The organism is Stenotrophomonas sp. INTA L402-1, from assembly GCF_059295135.1.
In genome coordinates this window covers 556,380-565,233 of the sequence record NZ_JCAFWP010000001.1, presented here as the reverse complement: position 1 = coordinate 565,233, position 8,854 = coordinate 556,380, and the positions used below count along the sequence as shown (strand labels likewise).

The window sequence follows — 8,854 nt, the reverse complement described above, 5'->3', positions numbered from 1 at the left end:
AGATGTGTATAAGAGACAGGTGTTCAGCGCGGCTTGCGCGTGCGCTTCGGCTTCGCGGTGTCGCCACCGCTGGCGGCGCCATCCTGCAGCGCCTGCAGCCAGGACAGGGTGTCCACGTAGTCGATGAAATGCCGCAGGTAGCCAGGGCTGGTCGCCTGCATCGTGTCCAGCATGCGCTGCACCAGCACCGCCGAATTCAGCGGGCCGCCATCGGCGGGGGCCTCGGTGCGCAGCGAACGGCGCACCTGCAGTTCGCTGCGCAGTTCCGACCACTCGCGCTGCACCTGCTGCAGCATCGGCACCTGCGGGTAATGCGGCAGCGAGCGCGACCCCGCATCGAGGTCGCGCACCAGTGCGCGCAGGCCCTCCAGTGCGGGCGGCTTACTTTGCATCCGGGGCCTTGGGCTTGGGAATCGGCGCGATCTCCACGCGGCGGTTGCGCGCGCGGCCATCTTCGCTGGCATTGGAGCTGACCGGCTGCTCGCTGCCGAACGCGGCGGCAAACACCGCATCGGCCGGTACGCCATCGGCGATCAGGGTGCGGGTCACGGTCAGCGATCGCTGCGCGGACAGCTCCCAGTTGTCGGCGAAACGCCGGTTGCCTTCGCGCACCGGCGCGTCATCGGTGAAGCCGCTGACCATCAGGATCTCTTCGCGCGTCCCCAGATAGGCGGCCAGCGGTGCGGCCAGGCTGCGCAGCAGCTCTTGGCCTTCCGGTTGCAGCTGGTCGGAGTTCAGCGCGAACAGCACGCTGCCACTGATGCCGATGCGGCCATCCACCAGCGTCACGCGACCGGCGGCGAGCGGGCCGGCCAGCGCCTGTTCCAGGGTCTGCAGGCGCTTGGCTTCGGCCTGGCGCTGCTTCACTTCCTGGTCCAGCCGCTGCGACAGCTCCAGCTGCACGGCGACCACGCCAACCAGGATCAGCACGAACGCGCCCAGCAGCACCGACATCAGGTCGCCGAAGGCGGCCCAGATCGGGGCGTGTGAGCCGCCGTCGACCTCCAGCTCGTCGCTCATGCGCTGCCGGCCTTGCCGCGGCGCGCGGCCAGCTGCTGCAGTTCTTCCATCACCTGCTTCTGCGACAGCAGACTGAGGTCGACCACCTCGCGTGCCTGCGCCACGTAGTAGGCCAGTTGCTCGTCGCTGCGGGCCAGCGAGGCATCCAGTGCGCCGCCGATCTGTTCCAGGCGGCCGGACAACTCGGTGGAGGCGCTGCCGAACTGCGCAACCGCATCGCCGAAGGCGCCAGCCAGCTGGCCGACGTCACCGGCGCTGCCGCTGAGCGCTGCGGCAATGCCATCCAGCTTGCCGGTCTCGGCGGCGATATGGTCGGTGAAGCGGTTGCCGACGCGTTCCAGCAGCTCGGCCGAACCACCGACCAGCGCGTCCACCGCGGTGCGCTGCTCGTGCGAAGCATGGTTGATCGCATCCAGCAGGGTCTGCACGGTGGCCAGCAGGCGGCCGCGCTCTTCCAGCATCGCGTTGTCGCGCACCAGGCTCTCGGAGAGCGTGCTGCGCAGCTCGTTGATGACGTCGGCGGCGGCCTTCGGCGCAGCGGCGGCGGTCTGCAGCAGGGTGGACACTTCCGCCAGCGTGGCGCTGGCCTGGACGCGACCGTTCTCGCCGATCTGCTGCGCGGTTGCCGCCAGCGTGTCGCAGACCTGCTGCTGCTGGGTGGCCAGGCGTTCGCCGTTGGCCTGCAGGCGCTCGGCCAGATCGGTGGAAACATGCTGCAGGGCATCGCTCCAGCGCTGCAGGCGCTGTTCGTCGCCGGCCTGCAGCTGGGCCTGCAGCGCGGCGTGGGCCTGCTGCAGTTCGGCACTGACCGCATCCCAGCGCGCCTGGCGCTGCTGCTCGCGGCTGTCCAGGCTGGCCTGCAGTTCGGCGTGCGCGGTGGCGGTGGCGGCCTGCGCGGCCTGCCACTGCTGCGAACGCTGCAGTTCGTGATCCTGCAGCAGCGCCTGGCTGGCGCTGTGGTGCTGTTCCAGTGCCTGCAGCAGCGCCTGCGCACGCGCGTCCAGATGCTCGCTGGCGTCCAGCAACGCCTGCTGCTGGCGTTCGACCAGCGCGGTATTCAATGCCTGCTGCTGTTCGGCGGCGGCGCGCCAGGCCTCGGCATTGCCGCTGGCATCGGCTTGCAGGCGCTCGCCAATGCGCGCGACCAGTGCTTCGGCCTGCGTGCCCTGGCCATCGCTGAAGGCCTGCAGGTGCTGGCGCAGATCACTCACCAGCGCCTGTTGTGCCTGGGTCTGCTCGCTCACCACCTTGGCCCAGCTGGCTTCGGTAGCGACGCGGCTGCGCTCGAAACCGTCGCTCAGGCCAGTCAGCTGCTGCTGCACCGCCTGCTCGACACGCGCATGCAGCGCCTCACCATGGTGGGCCAGGCCGGCCAGCGTGGTCTCGGCCATCGGCTGCAGCGCGCCACCGATGGCGGCGGCGCTGGCCTCGGCACCTTCGCGTAGCGACTGCTGCAGCGAGACCGCCAGGCGTTCCTGCAGCGCCTGGCTCTGGGTCAGGAACTCGGCCTGGCCGGCCAGCAGGCGCTCATTGGCGGCCGCACTGTGCTGTTCGAAGGTGCTGGTCATCGCCTGCAGGCGGTCGACCAGCGCCGGCAGCGCGGCGGACTGTGCCTGCAGCAGTCGCAGCGACTCGGCGCGCTGCCAGGCCTGCGAGTACGGGTGCAGGTCGCCGGCAATGGCACGGTCCAGCTGCTGCACGGCCTGCAGGCGGTCACGGCGCAGCAGCGCCGCCAGCAGGCCGAGCATGGCCGAACTGGCAACACCGGCGATCGAGGTGCCGAACGCCACCGCCAAGCCCTGCACCGGCGAGGCCAGCGAGCCGCGGATGGCGGCCATGTCGGTCGCGCTCTGCAGGGCCAGGCCAGTGCCGCGCAGCGTGTCCATCATGCCCAGCAGGGTGCCGAGCATGCCCAGCAGCACCAGCAGGCCAACCAGGTACGGGGTCAGTACCGGCGCGGGCAGGGCGGTGCGCTCGCCTTCCACGCGCAGGCGCACGGCGTTGCGCAGGCCCAACGGCACGCGCTCCAGCCAGGGGGCCAGGCTTTCCTTCGCGCTGGACAGGTCACTCAGCGCGCTGCGCAGGCCGTTGCTGGCCTGGCGGTAACGGTACAGCTCCACGCCACCAGCGATGTAGCAGGCCGCGATGATCGCCGCCACCGCTGCACCCAGCGGATGCTCCGAAACGTAGCCAATGCCGATCCAGCACACGGCCAGCAGGCCGACAAGGAAAACAACGACATGGAAAGCAGTTCTGGACATGGTGTTCCGGTCAGTGGGAGCGCAGGGCGTCTTGCAGCCCTTCGATCGGGTGGAAGCGCAGCTGCAGCTCGGCAAGCAGCAGGGTGCGCATGTCATGGCGGAAGGCCGCGCGCCAGCCGGGCTGGCCGTGCACGCGTTCAAAACGGGCGCCGAGCACTGCCGGCGCAGTGGCCAGCAGGCTGTGCTCGCGCGGGGTGAGGGTCTGTTCCATCACCGCATCGACCTCGGCCAGCCGTGCCAGCTCGGGTGAAACCTGCACCAGCTGCTCGCGCAGGCGGCCGCGCAGGCGCCCGGTGGCGGTCTGGATGGCCTGCTGCAGCACCCGGTAGCGCTGGCGCAGCGAGGCGAAATTGGGTGCGGCGGCGGCTTCGGCCAGGTCGAGCAGGCGCTCTGCCTCGGCATCCTCGCTGATCGAGGCCAGCAGGCTGGCATGGGCCTGGGAGCAGTCGTCCAGCACATCCCCGGCCGCTTCGGCGGCCTCGCCCGGCTCGGGCAGGCGTCCGCCGAGCGCCCCGGACAGGGCCACGGCACGGCTCCAGTCCACCCACTGGCCGAGGCGATCGGTCAGGGCGGGACTGCTGGCCGGCATCGCGCCGTCGCTGAGACGGGCGAGCAGGCGGAGGAATTCCGGTCCACCCAGGACCGGCTGCGCTGCGTTCGCCATCAAGGGGTGAGGGGCCAAAAACCGTTGATTTTACAACCAGATGACCCGGCCTGGATGAAGGTGGTGCCGGGGTGGGGCGCCCGCAGGCGCGACAGGGCTTAGAATGTCCGGCTGCACCCATCCGTTCGACCCCTGGAGTCCCCAATGACTGTTGCGCAGTTCTACCCGATCGGCACCCCCGGACAGCCCTGGGGCGACGCGGAACGCGCACAGTGGCGGGCCCGCCAGCAGCGCCAGCGCAGCTACCACGACGACGTGGTGGCCGCCCTTGAACGCCTGGACGACAGTTTCGACGTGATTCAGTACGGCCAGCTGGACTATGCGCCGGACCATTACCCGCTGTTCGCCGTGGTCAACCACGACTGGAACCCGGCGCTGCCGACCGCGTTGATCACCGGTGGCGTCCATGGCTACGAGACCAGCGGCGTGCATGGCGCCCTGCAGTTCCTGGAACAGCAGGCCGAGCGTTACCTGGGCCGGCTGAACCTGATCGTGGCGCCGTGCGTCAGCCCGTGGGGCTACGAGCGCATCCAGCGCTGGAACCCGGATGCCATCGACCCGAACCGCAGCTTCCGTGACGGTGGCCAGATCGAGGAAGCCGCCGCGCTGATGCGCTGGGTGGCCGAGCGCAAGCCGAACCTGCTGGTGCACCTGGACCTGCACGAGACCACCGACAGCGACCTGCACGAGTTCGATCCGGCGCGCTGCGCCCGCGACGGCAAGCCGTTCGAGCGCGACACCATTCCGGATGGCTTCTACGTGATCGGCAACAGCGAAGATCCGCAGGCCGAGTTCCAGAAGGCATTGATCACCGCCGTCGCCCCGGTCACCCACATCGCCCCGGCAGACGCCGAAGGCAACCTGGTCGGCCTGCCGCTGCAGTCGCCGGGCGTGGTCTGGGGTGAGTCGCGTTCGATCGGCGCCTGCGCCGGCTTCACCGACGCGCGCTTTGCCACCACCACCGAGGTCTACCCGGACAGCCCGCGTACCAACCCGCAGGAATGCAATGATGCGCAGGTGGCGGCGGTGTGCGCAGGCCTGGATTTCGCCCTGACGAAGTAAGGCACGTGGACGTGCAAGCGGACCCGGCAGGTTCCTGCACGATGCGCCGGGTCATAGGATCGATTGTCGGGTTACGATCGGGCGATGACCACGATCAAGATTCTGCTCCGGCCATCACTCGTGTCAGTCCTGGTGGCGACGACCGCACTCAGTGGATGCAAGCTGTCGGCGCTCGATCTGACGCCGCCGCGGGTGATCCAGCTGTCCTGCAGCAGCACAAGCGCCACGCCCCAGGCGCCGATGGTGTTGCTCCTGGACTCCGGCCAGGCATCGGTGGTCTGGGTCAACCGTCCGAGCGCGCGCGCGGGCAAGCTGGAGGTGGAGGCGAACCTGTATCGGCTGGATTTTCCGCAGGTCGCTGGCGCGGGCAGGCTGCAGGCGGTGATCAACCGCTACGACGGTAGAATGGCGTTGAGCGGGCCCGGCACAGATGTGGCCGGCGCTGCCCAGCCGCAGATGTCCTGTGAGGTACAGCCTGTGCAGCCCAAGGTATGAACATGCCCGATACATCGTCTGATCTGATTGCCGTGCTTACCGGCGACCTGGTCAAGTCCACGGAGATGGACGCGGCCACCATTGATGACGTCCGTGAAGTGATTTCCGTTGCCGTGGCCCAGGCCATGGAGTGGCCTTTGCCGGGCATTGTCGGCCCCGAGTTCTACCGGGGCGACGCCTGGCAGCTGGCGGTCACCCAGCCGCACGGTTTCCTGAGGTTGGCGACCTGGATCAAGGCCAAGCTTGCCGCGTCGGAATCGCGGGCGCGCACGCGGATCGCGATTGGACTGGGTACGGTAGAGGCATTGGACCGGAAGGCGGTGTCGCGTTCGCTGGGTGAGGCATTCGTGCTGTCCGGTCGGTTGCTTGAATCCATGGGGCGCACGCAGGACATGGACGTAGCCCTGCCAGTACAACGGGAGGATCTGTACTGGTTACCGGCAGTGGTGTCTGCCTGTGATGTTATTGTCGCGCGCTGGACACGCAGTCAGGCTGAGGTGGCGTCGTTGTTTCTGATCCCCGATGCCCCCTCGCAGTTGGAAGCTGCCAATGCGTTGAACCGGCACCGACAATCGGTGAACCGGGTCTATCACGATGCTGGCGTCTTTGCCTTGCTGGCGCTGATCACCGCGGCTGAACGTGCACTGATGCAGCCGTACGGGAGCGTTCACGGTTCTGGAAAAGCAACTAAATAGCGTTGCTTTGGCTTAAGCAACTAAATTTCGTTGCTTTGGGCGGCGACTTGGCTATCGCGACGCGAGCCACAGGAAGGACTCACTGGCAGAAAGAACATGCTTGAAACGCTGCTCGTACTGTTGACCGCTCACCTTGTCGCCGATTTCGTGCTGCAGACCACGAAGATGATCGCGCGCAAGCAGGAACTGCATGGCCTGCTGCTGCACGTAGCAGTGGTGCTGCTCGCCATCGCCGCGCTGACCGGTTCGACCAACCCGTGGGTCTATCTCATCATCGGTTTCAGCCATGCGGTGATGGACTGGATCAAGGTCCATTGGCTCCCCGATGGCGTGCACGCATTCGTCATTGACCAGTTGGTGCATTTCGCCTTCATCGTGTTGATCGCGTTGATGTTCCCTCACGTTGCCCGCAATGGCTGGTACGGGATGATCCCGACCCAGGTCCAACTGTTGATGTATCAGGGCATGTCGATCGCGAGCGGCTTGATCCTGGTGGTCAACGTCGGCGGCGTCCTGGTGGAGAAGCTGCTTGCGCCGTTCACGGCAGGACTCAAGATGGGAAGCGCCGAATCGGCGCCTACGACCGCAGCCGCGCAGAGCGACGATCACAAGGGCATGCAGACCGCAGGGCGCTATATCGGGCGGCTGGAAAGAGGCTTGATCTTCATGTTCCTGCTGCTGGGCCAGCCCGAAGGCGTGGGGTTGATGCTGGCCGCCAAATCGGTGCTGCGCTTCGCCGACCGGCAGGCGCGGGCACACACCGAATATGTGATCATCGGTACCATGCTCAGCTTCGGTTGGGCCATCGCCGCAACCATGTTGACCAAGCTCGCCATCTCGCATTGGCACTAGCGGCTGCGGCGTTGTGGCCCCGGGCCATGCCTGGTGGGTCGGGCGTGAGCTAGCCCAGCAGGATCACGCCCCACACCGTGCCGACCATCAGCAGTGCGGTGGTCTGGGCGGCGCTGCCCATGTCCTTGGCGTTCTTGGACAGTGGGTGGTGGTCAAGCGAGATGCGGTCGACCACCGCTTCGATGGCCGAGTTCAGCAGCTCCACCAGCAGGCTGATGAAGCAGACCGCCAGCACCACGGCGCGTTCGACCTGGCTGATGTCCAGCAGGAACGCGGTGGCGATCAGCAGCGCATGCAGCAGCAACAGCTGCCGGAAGGCGGCTTCGCCACGGAAGGTGGCGATGAAGCCGTCGCGCGAATGGATCAGCGTGTAGAAGATGCGGCGAAGGCCGGTCTTGCCATGCGGGTATTTACCGCTGTCCTTGGGGGAGGGTGGCTGCATGCCGGTCCTGCCATGAAGTGATCTCACGACAGGATGTGCAGGCGGGCGTCGGGAAAGCGTCGGACGCCCGTTGGATTTTCCTTCAGCCGGCCTGGCGCTGCGCCTGGATGGTCTGGTCGAGGGCATCCAGATCGTCGGTCGGCGAGGCCAGCCATGCCGGGTACGCCTCGGTCTCGACGAAGGCGGAGGATCGCAGCACATCATCGAATGCCGGATTGTCCTTCTCCGCATGGCGCAGCAGTCCGGACATCAGCCCGCAGATGCGGACGGCCGCCTGGAAGGCACCCTGCAGCGAACCGGCCGGCTCGGTGACCGTGTTGAGGAAGGCCGCATAGGCCGGGCCATCGAAGATGAAGTCCTCGCGCTGCTGGAAGGCTTCGCCGCTGAGATTGGTTTCGCCGGAGACGTGCCGGGAGAATCCCCAGGACCAGATGTCGAGGAAGCGCAGGTCATCCAGCATCCGGCGCGCATCGTCATTCAGTGGAACGGCGCCGGACAGCGCGTGCTCCAGCGTGGCCGCTGCGAACGGCTCGGTGCCCTGGTGGGCCAGGAAATCGCTCAGGCAGCGCAGTGCAGCGGGATGATGCGGGTCCAGTTGCAGCGCCCGGTAGATCACGCGGGCGCCTTCCACGTGACGGCCCTGGGCGATGAAGATGTTGAGCGCGTGGTGGGCGAGCTGGTCGGCGCTGAGGTCGGCAATCCGGGTCATCGGGTCTGGCTGGCATGGACGAACGGTGGGCACCAGTCTGACAGATCACTCATTCGGCCGGGCTGCGTGAATCGCGGATCGAATAGATCACCGAGAAGATCTTCCAGCCCTGTTCGGTACGGATCAGCTGCCACATTTCCTTGCCCCAGTTGGTCTTCACTCCATCGTCGTGGAAGCTGTAGTCAAACGACACCGAGGCCACATCGCCATCCGTTTCGATCTTCGTATTGGAGAATTTCTCCTCCTTCGGTTTCGGCGACGCAACGACGCCGTCGATCAGCGCGATGAAGTTGTTGGCGGGAATCTGCCGTGCCTTGATCGCATCGGGCTTGGCCTTGCGGATGTCCTGCAGGCGCACATCCTCGGAGACAAACTGCCAGCCGATGTCTTCCGGTTTGTCGGAGAAGAACAGGCCCATGTAGGTCGGCTTGTCCTTGTTGATCAGCGAGGTGCGGAATGATTCGACCACCTGTTCGATGGCTTTTTCATCGGCTGGACTGTGGGCTGGGCTGTTGTTGCCGGCATGGCCTGGCGACGCTGACAGCAGAAGCGCGAGGAGGGCGAGTGGTGCTCTTGATGTCTGCATCTGCAGCTTCCGGGGACAAGGGGATGCTGCCGGGACGTTTCGTCACATCGGTGCCCCGGCGCATCCCC

General features: G+C 66.8%; 11 protein-coding genes. 4 read left to right on the top strand and 7 right to left on the bottom strand.

Annotated elements, in window-relative coordinates; genetic code table 11:
- Positions 1-23: 23 nt before the first annotated feature.
- The 4 genes from AC5O77_RS02560 to AC5O77_RS02545 are packed head-to-tail and all read right to left on the bottom strand — an operon-like array spanning position 24 to position 3,945.
- Complete coding sequence (locus AC5O77_RS02560) at positions 24-452, bottom strand: DUF2894 domain-containing protein (RefSeq protein WP_478058336.1); 429 nt, start codon at positions 450-452, stop codon at positions 24-26.
- Positions 382-1,020: an OmpA family protein gene (locus AC5O77_RS02555; protein WP_014037471.1), complete on the bottom strand. Its 639-nt coding sequence runs from the start codon at positions 1,018-1,020 to the stop codon at positions 382-384. The genes AC5O77_RS02560 and AC5O77_RS02555 overlap by 71 nt, the downstream gene beginning before the upstream one ends.
- Entirely contained in the window at positions 1,017-3,281 is a 2,265-nt protein-coding gene (locus tag AC5O77_RS02550; protein WP_494506416.1) for a DUF802 domain-containing protein, read from the bottom strand. The genes AC5O77_RS02555 and AC5O77_RS02550 overlap by 4 nt, the downstream gene beginning before the upstream one ends.
- Before the next feature lie 10 nt (positions 3,282-3,291).
- Positions 3,292-3,945, bottom strand: a complete 654-nt coding sequence (locus AC5O77_RS02545; protein ID WP_478058334.1) for a DUF3348 family protein — start codon at positions 3,943-3,945, stop codon at positions 3,292-3,294.
- Between the two features lie 144 nt (positions 3,946-4,089).
- Between AC5O77_RS02545 and AC5O77_RS02540 the strand changes: the two genes are divergently transcribed.
- The 4 genes from AC5O77_RS02540 to AC5O77_RS02525 all read left to right on the top strand — a co-directional run bounded on the left by AC5O77_RS02540 (position 4,090) and on the right by AC5O77_RS02525 (position 7,049).
- A complete protein-coding gene (locus AC5O77_RS02540; protein WP_125895728.1) occupies positions 4,090-5,007 on the top strand; it encodes a M14 family metallopeptidase in 918 nt (305 codons plus the stop codon).
- 84 nt (positions 5,008-5,091) lie between these two features.
- Complete coding sequence (locus tag AC5O77_RS02535; RefSeq protein WP_494506415.1) at positions 5,092-5,502, top strand: hypothetical protein; 411 nt, start codon at positions 5,092-5,094, stop codon at positions 5,500-5,502.
- A 2-nt stretch (positions 5,503-5,504) separates the two neighbouring features.
- Positions 5,505-6,197 (top strand): hypothetical protein, encoded by a 693-nt coding sequence (locus AC5O77_RS02530; RefSeq protein WP_032129974.1) that lies wholly within the window; start codon positions 5,505-5,507, stop codon positions 6,195-6,197.
- Positions 6,198-6,293: 96 nt separating this feature from the next.
- Positions 6,294-7,049: a DUF3307 domain-containing protein gene (locus tag AC5O77_RS02525; RefSeq protein WP_494506414.1), complete on the top strand. Its 756-nt coding sequence runs from the start codon at positions 6,294-6,296 to the stop codon at positions 7,047-7,049.
- A gap of 49 nt (positions 7,050-7,098) precedes the next feature.
- Here the strand turns inward: AC5O77_RS02525 and AC5O77_RS02520 are convergent, their stop codons facing one another.
- The 3 genes from AC5O77_RS02520 to AC5O77_RS02510 form a co-directional block, all read right to left on the bottom strand.
- A complete protein-coding gene (locus AC5O77_RS02520; RefSeq protein ID WP_032129972.1) occupies positions 7,099-7,491 on the bottom strand; it encodes a diacylglycerol kinase in 393 nt (130 codons plus the stop codon).
- A gap of 82 nt (positions 7,492-7,573) precedes the next feature.
- Positions 7,574-8,200 (bottom strand): hypothetical protein, encoded by a 627-nt coding sequence (locus tag AC5O77_RS02515; RefSeq protein WP_478058332.1) that lies wholly within the window; start codon positions 8,198-8,200, stop codon positions 7,574-7,576.
- Positions 8,201-8,249: 49 nt separating this feature from the next.
- Positions 8,250-8,786 (bottom strand): Cif family virulence factor, encoded by a 537-nt coding sequence (locus tag AC5O77_RS02510; protein WP_317217369.1) that lies wholly within the window; start codon positions 8,784-8,786, stop codon positions 8,250-8,252.
- Positions 8,787-8,854: the final 68 nt, after the last annotated feature.